Annotated in this window: 10 protein-coding genes and 1 pseudogene; 3 read left to right on the top strand and 8 right to left on the bottom strand. The window is 73.1% G+C overall.

The features are described from left to right. Window positions 1–27 precede the first annotated feature (27 nt). Window positions 28–1,785: a DNA repair protein RecN gene (gene recN, locus AC507J_RS13525; RefSeq protein WP_496289492.1), complete on the bottom strand. Its 1,758-nt coding sequence runs from the start codon at window positions 1,783–1,785 to the stop codon at window positions 28–30. Between the two features lie 91 nt (window positions 1,786–1,876). Between recN and AC507J_RS13520 the strand changes: the two genes are divergently transcribed. After that, the gene (locus AC507J_RS13520; RefSeq protein ID WP_496289491.1) at window positions 1,877–2,869 is read left to right on the top strand and encodes a helix-turn-helix domain-containing protein; all 993 of its coding nucleotides are present in this window, start codon (window positions 1,877–1,879) and stop codon (window positions 2,867–2,869) included. A 2,312-nt stretch (window positions 2,870–5,181) separates the two neighbouring features. Here AC507J_RS13520 and AC507J_RS13515 read toward each other — a convergent pair. From AC507J_RS13515 to AC507J_RS13495, 5 genes and pseudogenes are all read right to left on the bottom strand, one after another. Then, window positions 5,182–6,642: pseudogene (locus AC507J_RS13515) on the bottom strand (S8 family serine peptidase); the annotation flags it as partial. Between the two features lie 196 nt (window positions 6,643–6,838). Further along, entirely contained in the window at window positions 6,839–7,723 is an 885-nt protein-coding gene (locus AC507J_RS13510; RefSeq protein ID WP_496289490.1) for an NAD kinase, read from the bottom strand. A gap of 127 nt (window positions 7,724–7,850) precedes the next feature. Continuing rightward, window positions 7,851–8,711: a TlyA family RNA methyltransferase gene (locus tag AC507J_RS13505; RefSeq protein WP_496289489.1), complete on the bottom strand. Its 861-nt coding sequence runs from the start codon at window positions 8,709–8,711 to the stop codon at window positions 7,851–7,853. A 15-nt stretch (window positions 8,712–8,726) separates the two neighbouring features. Beyond that, entirely contained in the window at window positions 8,727–8,945 is a 219-nt protein-coding gene (locus AC507J_RS13500; RefSeq protein WP_496289488.1) for a hypothetical protein, read from the bottom strand. Then, on the bottom strand, window positions 8,942–9,526 hold the full coding sequence (locus AC507J_RS13495) for a phasin family protein (RefSeq protein WP_496289487.1): 585 nt from the start codon (window positions 9,524–9,526) through the stop codon (window positions 8,942–8,944). Before AC507J_RS13495 ends, AC507J_RS13500 begins: the two co-directional genes overlap by 4 nt. A gap of 113 nt (window positions 9,527–9,639) precedes the next feature. Here AC507J_RS13495 and AC507J_RS13490 point away from each other — a divergent pair, with 113 nt between their 5' ends. Then, window positions 9,640–9,978, top strand: coding sequence for an SCP2 sterol-binding domain-containing protein (locus AC507J_RS13490; protein WP_496289486.1), 339 nt, complete (start codon window positions 9,640–9,642; stop codon window positions 9,976–9,978). Window positions 9,979–9,993: 15 nt separating this feature from the next. Here AC507J_RS13490 and AC507J_RS13485 read toward each other — a convergent pair whose 3' ends face one another. Together AC507J_RS13485 and AC507J_RS13480 are read right to left on the bottom strand one after the other, a co-directional pair. Beyond that, window positions 9,994–11,013: an HAD-IIA family hydrolase gene (locus AC507J_RS13485; protein ID WP_496289485.1), complete on the bottom strand. Its 1,020-nt coding sequence runs from the start codon at window positions 11,011–11,013 to the stop codon at window positions 9,994–9,996. After that, complete coding sequence (locus tag AC507J_RS13480) at window positions 11,013–11,915, bottom strand: tetratricopeptide repeat protein (protein ID WP_496289635.1); 903 nt, start codon at window positions 11,913–11,915, stop codon at window positions 11,013–11,015. The genes AC507J_RS13485 and AC507J_RS13480 overlap by 1 nt, the downstream gene beginning before the upstream one ends. Window positions 11,916–12,149: 234 nt before the next feature. Between AC507J_RS13480 and AC507J_RS13475 the strand changes: the two genes are divergently transcribed. Continuing rightward, on the top strand, window positions 12,150–13,331 hold the full coding sequence (locus AC507J_RS13475; RefSeq protein ID WP_496289646.1) for a hypothetical protein: 1,182 nt from the start codon (window positions 12,150–12,152) through the stop codon (window positions 13,329–13,331). The last annotated feature ends 182 nt before the right edge of the window (window positions 13,332–13,513 follow it).

Raw genomic sequence — 13,513 nt, 5'->3', positions numbered from 1 at the left:
GGTGTGCCTCCGCTCACAATCGCGGTCTCAGGACCGCCTTTCCCGGGCCGCCACGGCGAGCAACTCCTCCGCGTGAGCGATACCCAGATCCGAATCGGGCAAACCTGCCAACATCCGGGCCAGCTCCCGGGCCCGCTCGGTGTCCTCCACCACCCGGACCCCGCTGGTGGTCACCGCTCCACCGGTGTCCTTGGCCACCACCAGGTGCCGGTCGGCGAAGGCCGCGACCTGGGGCAGGTGGGTCACCACCAGCACCTGATGGCTGCGGGCCAGCCGGGCCAACCGCCGGCCGATCTCCACCGCCGCCTGACCGCCGACACCCGCGTCGACCTCGTCGAAGACCAGGGTCGGCGGGCCGCCGGAACCGGCGAAGACGACCTCGATCGCGAGCATCACCCGGGACAGTTCGCCACCGGAGGCACCCCGCTGCAACGGCAGCGCGGGCGCGCCCGGGTGGGCCAGCAGACGCAGTTCGACCTCGTCGCCACCCTCCGGCCCGACACCGACCTGCACCCCGTTGACCGACAACGTCGGGTCGGCCCGCCCGGCCGGCCGGGACAGCACCGCCACCTCGATGCGGGCGTGCGGCATGGCCAGCCCGGCCAGCTCGACGGTGACCTGCTCGGCGAAGCGTCCGGCGGCCTCCTGCCGGGACACCGACAGCCGGCCGGCCAACTCGGCCACCTCACCGGCCAATCGGGACGCCTCCCGGTCCAACTCGTCGAGGAACTCGTCGGAGGTGTCCAACTCGGAGAGCCGAGCCTTGGCCCGCTCCGCCCAGGCGATCACCCCGTCGATGTCGTCGGCGTACTTGCGGGTCAACGCCCGCAGCGCCGCCCGACGCTCGTAGAGCGTCTGCAACCGGGCCGGGTCGGCGTCCAACCCGGCCAGATATGTCGACAGCTCAACCGAGACGTCCGCGACCAGGGTGGCGGCCTCCTCCAACCGGGCCGCCAGCTCACCGAGGGCCGGATCGGTGCCGGCCTGCGCCTCCAGCGTCCGCCGGGCGGTGCCGACCAGCGTCGAGGCGTCCGGCGTGTCGTCGCCGGCCTCCAGACCGCCGGCCACGCACTGATGCGCCAGCTGCGCCGCGGTACGTAGCCCCTCGGCGTGCTCCAGCCGCTGCGCCTCCGCCTTCAACTCGTCGTCCTCACCGGGCTGCGGGTCGACCCGGGTGATCTCGTCGAGACCCAACCGCAGCAGGTCCGCCTCCTGGTGCCGTTCCCGCGCGTTACGCCGCCGGTCGGCCAGGTCGTCGACCACCCGCTGCCACTGCGTGTACGCCTCGCGGACGGCATCGAGCAGCTTCTCGTGCTCCGGCCCGGCGAACCGGTCCAGCGCGGCCCGCTGCTCGGCGGGGCGCAGCAGCCGCAGCTGGTCGGACTGGCCGTGCACGGCCACCACCTGCTCGCCCACCTCACCAAGCATCGCCACCGGCATCGCCCGCCCGCCCAGGTGCGCCCGGGAGCGGCCCTCCACGGTGACCGTACGGCTCAGCAGCACCGCGCCGTCCTCGTCGGGATCGCCGCCGGCGTCGCTGATCCGGGCATGCACCGTCTCGGCCACCCGGCCGGTCAACCGGAGCCGCCCCTCGACCACGGCCCGGCCTGGCACGGCGCGTACCCGCCCGGCGTCGGCCCGGCCACCGAAGAGCAGGCCGAGCCCGGTCACCACCATCGTCTTACCGGCGCCGGTTTCGCCGGTGATCACGTTCATGCCGCCGGTAAGCGGCAGCGTCGTGTCCTCGATGACGCCCAGTCCGGTGATGCGTAGCTCCTCCAGCACAGCAACCGACAGTAGACGCGAGCCCCGACACTTGACCAGCCGACGCGACCCCCGGCGTGCCTCGGCCGGCGTCGTCGTACAGTTCTGCCTCATGTTGCAGCTGATCGGCCTGACCTCGGCGGAGGAGGAGCTCTACCGCTGTCTGGTGCAGGTCACCAGTGCGCGGATCGAGGAGTTGGCCGAGCGGCTGCACCGCCCCCGTACGGACATCCTCACTGACCTCGACGCCCTGCGCACCAAGGGACTGGTGCAGCCGGTCGGCCCGGAACCGGACGCTCCGCTGCGCCCGCTCGCGCCGGATGTGCCGCTCGGCGGGATGCTGCTACGCCAGCAGGAGGCGCTCGAGACGGCCCGCGCCTCGGCCACCCAACTCGCCGAGGAATACCGGGCCGCGATGCGGCGGCACGACGCCGAGCACCTGGTGGAAGTGATCACCGGAGCGCGGATGCTCCGCGAGCGCCTGCGCGACCTGCAGAACGCCGCCCGGGTCGAAGTGCTCTGGTTCTGCCGGGCCAACCCGCTGGCGATGACCGGCCAGGACAACGTCGAGGAGTTCCACGCCCTCGCCCGGGGTGTGCGCTACCGGGCCATCTACGAACGCGAGATGCTCCTCGAACCGGGCGCGTTGCAGGACGTCGAGCGGGGCGTACGCGCCGGTGAGCAGGCCCGGGTCCGCGACCGGCTGCCAGTGCGCCTGGCCATCGTGGACGCGCGGACGGCGGTCTGCCCACTGGTACCGGATCGCGGCAGCGTTGAACCGAGCGCCGCGGTGATCGGTCGCAGTCAGCTGCTCGACGCGCTGCTGGCCCTCTTCGAGAGCCACTGGCGGATCGCCACGCCGCTGCGCGCCACCGCGCCAGCAGAAGACCCGGAAGACCCGGCCGCCGAGGGCTACCGGCCGGACGCCGACGAGGTGCGGCTGCTGTCGCTGTTCGTGGCCGGCGTACCGGACAAGTCCATCGCCTCGCAGCTCGGCGTCAGCCGGCGGACCGTGCAGCGCCGGCTCGCCGACCTGATGGCCGTCGCCGGCGTGGACACCCGGCCGGGACTGGCGTTCCAGGTCGCCCGCCGAGACTGGATCTGAACCGGACGGGCGGGGCGGGGCAGCCGCCCGGCCGCCCCGCCCCGGCCACGTCCGCGCAGCCCGTACGCGTCGATCACAGCCTGCTCGACTGTGTTTCCGGCCCGGTCGCTGGCGTGCACCCGCAGCGACACGGTGCCCCGGCCGGCTGGCACGGTGGCGGTGTAGCGGGTGCCGTGCGCCTGCACCGACGCCGTTCGCCAGGTCCGCCCGCCGTCGAAGGACACCTCGACCCGCAGGCTGGTGCCGGTCGGCGCGGCTACCCCGGCCGGCTGGCGCAGGGTCAGCCCGAGCTTGTGCGACCGCTTGCCGGGCACCGCGCCGTGCAGGTCGGCGGGAACCTGGTAGTCGACCTGGAGCAGGGGCAGCGGGGTGGCCTTGCTCCCGGCCGGGCGCGCCGAGGTGAACTGCCAGGACGTCTCGGTTCGGGTGGCGTAGCGCCACGTGGCGGAGGAGCGTCGGGTGGACACGTCCAGCCGGTAGCGGGCCGAACCGGCGGTGGTGGGCACCGGCACCCAGCCGGCGGAGAGGTCCGCGATCTGCCGCCCGTCCCGGCTGACCCGGGCCTCGACCGTCGCCGGCTCCTCGCCGGAGCCGGCGCCACCGAAGTGGCCGTCGGCGTCCACGAACTCGGCCACCCGCAGGTCCAGGGTGTCACCGGTCCGCCGGGGTACCAGGCCAGCGGCGCCGGCCGGCACGGCTGGGCGGACCACCGGGGCGTGCCAGGTCTCGGCCACCCGGTCGGTGGCGGCGTACCGCCGGGGCTCCTGGGTCAGACCGTCCTCCAGCGGCCCCCAGGCGAACACCATCTTGTGCAGCACACGATGCTGCCACAAGTGGTCCCCGGCGCTGACGAACTCCTTACGGGTGGTGCCGTTGCGGACCATCCGCTGGTTGTCGTTCCAGGAGTATCCCTGCCACGGACGCCAGCCGAACCGCTGCTCGGTGGCCCAATCCGCGCCGGTGCCGCCGTAGCTCACGCTCACCTCGGCGGTGTTCTTCGCCGTCACGGTGTGTACGACCCGCTCCGGCACCCATCCCTTCGACACCTGCCACACGTCGTAGAGGTAGGGGCTGTCCACGGTCAACGTGAGGTCCAGCGTCGCCCGGCCCGTGCGCGCCGCCGCGATCAGCCGCTGCCCGTCGTCGTGCGCCACCACCAGCGACGGAATCGGCAGCCGGTCTCCGTCCGGACGCCACACCGTCCAGGCGCTGACGTCGGCCGGCCGGACGATCAGCACTGCGGCGGCGCCGGCGGCCGCGACAGCGGCGACCTGTTCCTCCTCCGAGCGATCCGGATCGGTGCCGAGCAGCACGGCGGCGTCCCGCACCCCGGTCAACTCGCCGGGCTTGCCGGTGCCGGCCCAGGCCAGCGGCAGTTTCCGCCGGCCGGTCGGTGCCGGCGACGTACCCATCAAGTTGATGTCCGCCGGTCCCGACACGCCGCTGATCTTCGCGTCCACCATCGGCGCGACGAGTTGCCAGCGGGAGGCGAACTCGAACTCTCCCGTCCGCACCGGCCGGGTCGGCGTGACGTTTACCTGCTGCACGGTGCTGAACGCCATCACCCCGTGGGCGATCTGCCGGCCGTTGCCCAGCAGCCGGTGCACGTAGTAACTGAGCGATGCCCGCTGTTCGGCCGGTTTCGGCGTCTCGATCCGCACCGGGGTGCCCTTGCGCGCGTCCAGCACCACGGTCAGGTCCCGGTCGACATTGAGCTCCGGCTCGATGAGGGAGGTCAGCTGCTCGTCCAGGGGCGCCCCGTGCTCGACCAGCGCGGTCAGCAGATACGTGCCCTCCTCGACCTGCAGTGTGCCCTCACCCGGCCAGAAACCCCAGTAGTCCGACTCGGGTTGCTCGCCGAAAAGCGTCAGTGCCGGTGAGAAGGTCGGCTTGCCCTTCCGGTCCAGCACCTTGACGGTGACCGTGTGCGTCGGGCGGGCGAGGGTGAACGCGACCGGCGTACGCACCATGACGCCATCCGCGCCGGTCGCCACCAGCCAGCCACCGTGCGGCCCCGGGGCCAGCTTCGCCGGGTCGGCCCGCAGCGACACCGGCACGCTGCCGCCCGCCGGCACGGTGACCTGATTGGCCGCGACCGCGACACCGTCGGTCTCGGGCACGCCGGTGTCCGTGTTGCGCAGGTCCAGGGCGAGCCGCAGGGTCTGCGGGGCCGTCGTGCCGTTGGTGTACGTGACGTGCCGCTCGACCGTGCCGCCGTCGATCACCACCCGACCGAAGTCAGCGGTGGCCGAGGCGTACACCCGCTGGCCGAGCGCCCGGGCCACGTCGATCCGGCCACCGCCCTGCTCGAAGACGGTCAACTGCGGATTCGCCTGCGTGGTGCTGACCAGCGCGTCCTTGAGCTTCCCGGCGGCCCAGTCGGGGTGCTCCTGGGCGAAGATCGCCGCCGCGCCCGCCACGTGCGGAGCGGCCATCGAGGTGCCGGAGGCGGTCGTGTAAGCCTCGCCCACCGGCGTACCCATGCTGGAGCCGGCGGCCCGGGCGGCGACGATACCAACGCCCGGCGCGGTGATCTCCGGCTTCAGGCCGTTGTCACCGAGGCGGGGCCCTCGGCTGGAGAACGCCGCCAGATTGTCGTCGCGGTCCACCGCCCCGACGGTGAGGGCCGAGGTGGCCGCGCCCGGCGAGCCGACGGTACGCGGGGCGCCGGCGTTGCCGGCGGCGACCACGAAGAGCGCTCCGGTCTGCGCGGTCAGGTCGTTGAGCGCCTGACTCATCGGATCGGTGCCGTCGGTCGGGCCGCTGCCGAGGCTCAAGTTGACCACTTTCGCGCCGGCATTGGCGGCCCACTCCATCGCCGCGATGACGTCCGACTCGTAGCCGGCACCGCTGTCGTCGAGCACCTTGCCCACCAGCAGTCGCGCGCCGGGGGCGACGCCCTTGCGCAGGCCACCCGACGCCGCTCCGCTGCCGGCGACGGTCGCGGCGACGTGCGTGCCGTGACCGTGCCCGTCGCGGACGCTGCCGCTACGGGAGAAGTCCCGCGCCTCGGCGATCCGACCGACCAGGTCCGGGTGGGTGGCGTCGACGCCGGTGTCGAGCACGGCCACCGTGACACCGCTGCCGTCGCGGCCAGCCGCCCAGGCCGCAGGCGCGCCGATCTGCGGCACGCTGTGCTCCAGCGCTGGATGGACCCGTCCGTCCAGCCAAATGTTGGCGATCCCGGCACCCAGTCGCGGGGCGGTGACGGCGGTGGACTGACGGGCCGTCGGCGCGCCGGCCAACTGTGTCCACAGGCCACCGACATCGCCCTTGCCGACCCGTACGGCGGCGCCGTTGATGCTCGCCAAGGGGCGGGCCTCGGCGACGGCCAGCGGGCGGACGCGGCCGGCCGCCGGCTCCTGGTAGCGCACGATCAGCGGCAGGACGCCCTGCGCGGCGTCGCCATAGCCGTCCTCGGCCAGTTCCTGCACATCGAACAGGTTGGCGTCGAGCACGCCACTGGAGACGTACGGCAGGACGTCGCTGGGCAGCACCCGCAGCCCGCCGTCAACCTCCAGGCTATGGAAGATCACCCGTTCCCGGCCGGGGCCGGGGCGGACGGTGGCGGCGACCCGGCCGGATGCCGCCGGGGCGAGGTCGACCTGGTCACCGGTGATCAGGGTGATCCGTACGGGCCCAGTACCGGGGGCTGTCGGCCCTGGTAACGGGCCGCTGGGTTGAGCGGGCGGGTCGGCGGACACGGGGGTGGCGAGTCCGATGGCCAACGCGCCGGCCGCGCCGGCGATCAGCCAGCGTGAGGGCCTGTGCATGCGATGTGCTCCTCTGCTCCGGGGGCCGATCCATCGAAGATCGACCGCTCGGAGTCTGCGACGCGGTCCACCGCACGGTCACTAGTCTGGGTCCGCCGCACCGGCGACATGTCGCCAGGTGGACACCGAACGGACAGCTGACCGGCCGGTAGATGTCCGGCTGGTTACCAGCCGACGCGCGTCAGGAGGCAGTTGGTCAGCGGCGGTTGCCCCGCCAGCCATGCACCGGCAGGCCGAACTTGGCCACCAGTCGATCGGTGAAAGACCGGTCCCGCAACCGCACGATCCGCACCGGCAGCGTGCCCCGCCGCACGGTGACCCGGGCCCCCGGCGGCAGGTCGTACACCCGCCGCCCGTCGCAGGAGAGCACGGCGAGGGTGGTGAACGGGTCGACGGTGATCGAGAACGTCGAGGTGGGCGAGGTCACCAGCGGCCGGCTGAACAGCGCGTGCGCGCTGATCGGCACCAGCAGCAGCGCCTCCACCTCCGGCCAGACCACCGGACCGCCGCCGGAGAAGGCGTACGCGGTGGAGCCGGTGGGGGTGGCGCAGACCACTCCGTCGCAGCCGTAGCGGGAAAGTGGGCGCCCGTCGACGTCGACGAGCAGCTCCAGCATCTGGGCCCGCTCCCCCTTCTCCACGCTGATCTCGTTGAGCGCCCACGACTCGATCGTCGGCCCGCCGTCGAACTCAGCGGTGACGTCAAGGGTGAGCCGTTCGTTGACGGTGTAGTTGCGGCCCACCACGTCCCGGACCGCGACGTCGAGGTCGTCGATCTCCGCCTCGGCGAGGAAACCGACCTTGCCGAGGTTGATCCCGAGCAGCGGCACCTTCGCCGGCCGGGCCAGTTCGGCGGCGCGCAGGAACGTGCCGTCCCCACCGAGCGCGATGACGATCTCCGCGCCCTCGGCCGTCTGCGGACCCGTCACCGGCACCACGCCCGGCAGGTCGAGATCCTCGGCCTCCTCGGCCACCACGCGGACCTCGAACCCCGCGGCGATCAGATCGGCAGCGACCGTCCGGGCGTGTTCGGTACTGCGGCGGCGACCGGTGTGGGTCACCAGCAGCGCACTGCGGGTCACCGCACGACCTGCCCGACCCGGGCCGCCCGGCCCGCCGAACCGCCCAGCCTGGACGAGCTCGTCGCGGCGCTCGACGCCGGCCCGAGTGTCACCCGCACCGTGGTGATACCTTGCCCGCTGCTTCCGGTCACCCGGCCACCTCCTCCGTCACCTCGTCCGGCGCATCGCCGGACACCGTCGGGCCCTGCGGTCCGGCTGCCACCACGGCCCGGACCCGCTCCGGGTCGGCCGGCGGCGCGTCCCGGCGTAACCATACGAAGAACTCGACATTGCCGCTCGGTCCCGGCAGCGGACTCGCGGCCAGATCCATCAGCCCCAGTCCCAGCGCGGCGGCCGCCGCCGCGACATCGAGCACCGCCTCGGCGCGCAGCGCCGGCTCGCGCACCACGCCGCCCGCCCCGACCCGGTCCTTGCCCACCTCGAACTGTGGCTTGACCATCAGCGCCAGATCACCGTCGGTCCGGGTGCAGGCGGCCAGGGCCGGCAACACCAACCGGAGCGAGATGAACGACAGGTCGGCAACGGTCAACTCGACCGGACCGCCGATCACCTCGGCAGTCAGCGCCCGGACGTTGGTGCGCTCGAACACCCGCACCCGCTCGTCCGTACGCAGCGACCAGGCCAGCTGTCCGTAGCCGACATCGACCGCGACCACCTCGGCCGCGCCGGCGCGCAGCAGCACGTCGGTGAAGCCACCGGTGGACGCGCCGGCATCGAGGCAGCGTCGGCCGGCCACCGTCAAACCACCCGGAGCGAACGCGGAGAGCGCTCCGGCCAGCTTGTGACCGCCCCGCGAGACGTACTCCAAAGTGGGGTCGGCCCCGGTGACCAGCAGCGGGTCGGCGGGGTCGACCATCGCCGCGACCTTGCGGGCCGGCACCCCACGCAGCTGGACCCGACCGGCTTGCACCAGTGCGGCGGCCTGCTCGCGGGAACGGGCCAGGCCACGGCGGACGAGTTCGGCGTCCAACCGGTTACGACGTGCCATGGTGGGGCGGCCTCCTCAGCCCTGGTCGATGCTGGCGAGCGTTTCCCGCAACGTCTGGTACGCGGCCTCGTACTGAGCGATCTGGTCCGCCGGGGCCAGGGCGGCCGCGTTCGCCATCGCCCGCACCGCGGCGTCCACCGCCGGATGACCACCGTCGTCGCCCTCAGTCGCGGACCACCGGCTGGGCGGCGGGCCCGGGCGCGGCCCGGGCGGGGCGGGTCGAGGCGCCGTCATGCCGGCGGTTCCGGTCGACGCACCCCGTCGTCCGCGGTACGGACCACAGTCCCGGGCGCCTTCTTCGCCACGGCCTTCTTGGCGACCGTCTTCTTAGCCACGGTCTTCTTCGCCACGGCTTTCTTCGCCACGGCCTTCTTGGCGACGGTCTTCTTGGCGACGGCCTTCGTCGGCGTCCCCGCGCCGGGCGAGGTCGGACGCGGCGGCGCGGCGGCGGCCGTTTCGGGCGTACCGACCGACGGCACGTCGGCGTGCGCGGCGGCACCCGTCCGGCCCGGCCCGGCTGCGGCATCCAGCCGGCGTTCCAGCTCGCGTACCCGACGCTCCAACTCGGTGACCTCCTCGGCGGTGGCCAGGCCGACCGCGCCGAGTGTCCGCTCGACTTCGAACCGCACCAGTTTGGTCAACGCCTCCCGGTTGGCCGCACCGGTGGAGCGCAGTTCCTCGGCGAGCGTCTGAAGTTGGGCCGCCGTCGCTCCGGTCGAACCCATCACTCGACGCACCGCGTCCTGCGCCTTCTTCCGGGGCGCCTCCGTCAGGCCCATGGCCAGTTCGAGGTAGGCGCGCCACGCGTCCTGCATGCCTGAGTCCTTTCGCCCGGCGGCTTGGTGCAGGTGTCACGCTACCGGGCCACCCGAGGCACCCTGTGCGGTACGGTGCCGGGGGATGACGTGGTGTTGGCGAGGAGGCGATGGTGGCCACGGTGGACGAGTGCCGGCAGGCGTTGCAGGATCTGGCCGACCGGCTGGAACACAACGCGGAACACGTCCGCGACCGGGTCGACCTGGACCGCACGCTGGCCTGTCGGGTCACCGACCTGGAAACCGCCTTCCACGGCCGTCTCACCGGCGGCCGGCTGATCGACCTGGCCGACGGCGACGACCCGAAGGCGAAGATCGCCCTGAGCACCACCAGTGACGACCTGATCGCCCTGGTCCGCGGTGACCTCGACGTCACCCGCGCGGTCGCCAACCGCCGGGTGTCGATCAAGGCCAACCCGTTCGACCTGATGAAGCTCCGCAAGCTGCTCTGAGCGCGCGGGGCCGCGTCAGGTGGACAGCCCGAGCGCCTCCAGCGCCTGCGCCGCCGCCGGGGTGGCCGCCGTCGGCAGTCCCGCCGGACGGTGCCACCACGCCACCGCGCAGAGCGCCGCCAGCGCATCCAAGGGGCGTCCCGCCCCGGTGAGCTGCCAACCGTCCGCGCCGGTGACGACGTGCCAGCCGCCGTTGTCTCCCGAGGCCGCCGGCACCCGCACCACCTCGGTGGGATCGAAGAGTCCGGCCAGGTTCCGGGCGACGTGCGTGGGCCGACGATGCGACGGCGCGGCCAGCAGTTCGGGTACATCGCTGACGCCGGTGAGCACCAACAGGCTGTCCAGCCCGGCGCGGTTGGCCCCCTCGATGTCGGTGTCCAGACGGTCACCGACGACCAGGGTCCGGCCTTCGCCCGCCCGTCGCGCGGCGGTGGCGAACAGTTCCGGCGCGGGCTTGCCCACCACTTCGTCCGGTTCCCGGCCGAGCGCGGTCACCAGCGCGGCGACCAACGCGCCGTTGCCCGGCAGCGGACCACGCCCGCTGGGCAGGGTCCGGTCGGTATTGGTCGCGATCCAGGCCGCACCCGCCCGCACCGCCACCGCCGCCTCGGCGAGATCGGCCCAGCCGACCTGGGGGCCGTAGCCCTGGATCACCGCGACCGGCGAATCCTCGGCCCGGGACACCGGATTCAGCCCGACCGCACGGACCTCGGAACGCAGCGCCTCTGCACCGATCACCAGCACCGGCACCCCGGCGGGCAGTCGTTCGGACAACAGCTGCGCAGCGGCGGCTGCGCTGGTCAGTACCTCTTCCGGCCGCGCCGGTACGCCCATCCCGGTGAGCAGGTTGGCAACCTCGCTGGCCCGGCGTGAGGCGTTGTTCGTCGCGTACGCGACGGCCCGCCCCTCGCCGTGCAGCCGCACGACCGCCTCGACCGCGCCGGGGATCGGCCGATCGATCAGGTAGATCACGCCGTCCAGGTCGAACACGACCAGGGCGTAGTCATCGATCAGCCGTTCCCCGGTGTCGGTCATCAGCGTCGCGCCTCCGGCTCCTGCGCGTCGGCCGCCTCCGGGCGGTCCGCCGCTGCCGCGACGTCCGGCGTCGCGTTCGCGGCCACGTCCCCCTCGGCCAGGGTCTCCTCGATCGCGTCGTCGCCGCGCACGCTCTCCGCGCGCGCGTCGTCCCCGGCCGAAGCCGTTACCGCCGCGTCGGCCTCGGTCGACTCGTCTGCCTCGGGCAGTTCATCGGCGGCCGTCACGTCGTCGCCGGAGAGGTCGGCGTCCGGCCGGGCCGGCACGGCACCGGGCGTACCCGGGCCGGCGGCCAACTCCTCAGCCACCTCGTCGTCCTCGTCGCCCTCGATTACCACTCCGTCGAGTTCGAGCAGCCGTTCCGCCGCGTCCGTCTCGGCGTCGACGTCGACCTCGGCCGCGCGGGAGAACCATTCCCGGGCCTCCGTACGCCGCCCCACGGCCAGCAACGCATCGGCGTACGCGTACCGCAGCCGAGCCGTCCACGGCTCGGTCGCCTCGGTGGTCAGTTCGGGCACCTGGAGCATGGCCACTGCCGCGTCCCGCTGTCCCAGGTCACCCCGTGCGCCGGCGGCCACGATCAGCAGCTCGATCGCCACGGCCCGGTCCAGCGTCTCCCGATCCGCGCCCCGGAACAGGTCGATCGCCCGCTCGGGCCGGCCCAGCGCCCGCTCGGAGTCCGCGATGACCGCCAGGTGGCTCTGCACGCCGCTCATCCGGTGGTACGTCCGCAGCTCCGCGATCGCGGTCTGCCACTCTCCCGCGTGGTACGCCGCCAGTCCGACCGCCTCCCGGACCGCTGCGATCCGCGACGCGAGCCGGCGCGCGGCCAGCGCGTGCGCTAGTGCCTCGGCGGGATCCTCGTCGATCAGCTGTCCGGTCGCCACGAGGTGACGAGCGATGGTGTCCGCGACCGGCTTCGCCAGGGACAGAAGTTCGGCGCGGACCTCCTTGTCCAGGTCGGTCGCGACGATCTCATCGGGCAGTTCGGGCGCCGGCGTAGACCCACCTGCGGCCTCGTCGGCCCGGCCGTCCCTCGGCCCCGCACCGCGCTCCCGATCCCGGTCGTCGCGGAAGCCACGATCGCGACGGTCGCCGCCCCGCTCGTCGTCCCGCCGGCGGTAGCCGCCCTCACGGTGCTCGCCGTCGCGGAAACCACCCGGTCGGCGATCACCACCGTCCCGGCGATCCCCACCGCGGTAGCCACCCTCACGACGGTCGCCACCCCGGAAGCCGCCGCCCTCACGGCGGTCGCCACCACGGAAACCACCCTCACGGCGATCCCCGTCGCGGGAACCGCCCTCACGACGGTCGCCACCCTGGAAGCCGCCTTCACGGCGATCCCCGCTACGGAAACCGCCCTCACGACGGTCGCCACCCTGGAAACCGCCCTCACGGCGGTCGCCACCACGGAAACCACCCTCACGACGGTCACCGCCCTGGAAACCGCCCTCACGACGGTCGCCACCACGGAAGCCACCCTCACGGCGCTCACCGCCACGGAAGCCACCGCCCTCACGACGATCGCCTCCGCGGAAACCACCCTCACGGCGGTCACCACCACGGAAACCACCCTCACGGCGCTCACCGTCACGGAAACCGCCGCCCTCACGGCGCTCACCGCCACGGAAACCACCTTCACGACGGTCACCGCCACGGAAACCGCCCTCACGACGGTCGCCCTGGAAACCGCCCTCACGACGGTCGCCACCACGGAAACCACCTTCACGGCGGTCGCCGCCACGGAAACCGCCGCCCTCACGACGATCGCCGCCCTGGAAACCGCCTTCACGACGGTCGCCCTGGAAACCGCCCTCACGGCGGTCGCCACCACGGAAACCACCTTCACGGCGGTCGCCACCACGGAAGCCACCTTCACGGCGGTCACCGCCCTGGAAACCGCCTTCGCGGCGCTCACCGCCACGGAAACCGCCCTCACGGCGGTCACCGCCCTGGAAACCGCCCTCACGGCGCTCACCGCCACGGAAACCACCCTCACGACGGTCACCGCCACGGAAACCGCCCTCACGACGGTCGCCCTGGAAACCGCCCTCACGACGGTCGCCACCACGGAAACCACCTTCGCGGCGGTCACCGCCACGGAAACCACCTTCGCGGCGATCCCCACCACGGAAACCGCCCTCACGACGGTCACCGCCACGGAAACCACCTTCACGACGGTCACCGCCACGGAAACCGCCCTCACGACGGTCACCCTGGAAACCGCCCTCACGGCGGCCTCCACCGGACCGACGGTCCTCCGCGCCGTAGCCGCGGTCGCGAGAGCCACGCTCCCGGTCACGGTCGTCGCGGTATGACGGGCGGTCGCTCCGACGCGAGCCGGCGTCGCGGTCGCCGCCGGGCCGTCCCTCGTATCCCCGGGGACGGTCTCCGCCCTGAGGTCCTGAGCTCACAGGTACATCCTTCCTAAGTGCGCCGTTCTACGGCGCAACGCAGTCGAGGGCCGACCCGATTCCGGGCGGCCCTCGACTGTGACGTG

It is taken from the genome of Micromonospora sp. PRAS1 (assembly GCF_059553435.1).
Note: the sequence above shows the minus strand (reverse complement) of the source record. Positions and strands in the feature narration are given on the sequence as shown.